This is a genomic window from Citrobacter sp. TBCS-14 (assembly GCF_005280805.1).
Taxonomy (GTDB): Bacteria; Pseudomonadota; Gammaproteobacteria; order Enterobacterales; family Enterobacteriaceae; genus Citrobacter; species Citrobacter gillenii.
The window spans coordinates 1-252 of record NZ_SZWM01000025.1 but is presented as its reverse complement, the minus strand read 5'-3'; the positions used below and the strand labels follow the sequence as shown (position 1 = coordinate 252).

At 54.8% G+C, this 252-nt stretch carries 1 protein-coding gene; it reads right to left on the bottom strand.

Going from position 1 to position 252, the window contains the following annotated elements; all coding sequences use genetic code 11:
• Positions 1 to 252 (bottom strand): type IV toxin-antitoxin system YeeU family antitoxin (locus tag FDX22_RS00100; protein ID WP_146716553.1); only part of this gene is annotated, 252 nt, incomplete at both ends.

Below are 252 nucleotides of genomic sequence, written 5' to 3'. Positions count from 1 at the left end.
AGCCATTGGTATCGGCCTCCAGGGTCATGCCATTCAGTGTGGATGTAAACCGTCTGGCTTTGCGCGGATCGAGTTCACCGGAACGTAACGCGGCTTGCATCTGTTTTACAAACGCCGGAAAGACGATGTTCAGCGTCTGTAGTTGCGCCTGGGTGAATGTACCGTTAATAGCCGAACGGTCGGCCAGATAATGCAATTGCTTACCCTCCTGGACCAGGCGCGCGCCAAATGACGGATTAGAGGTCGTGGGCA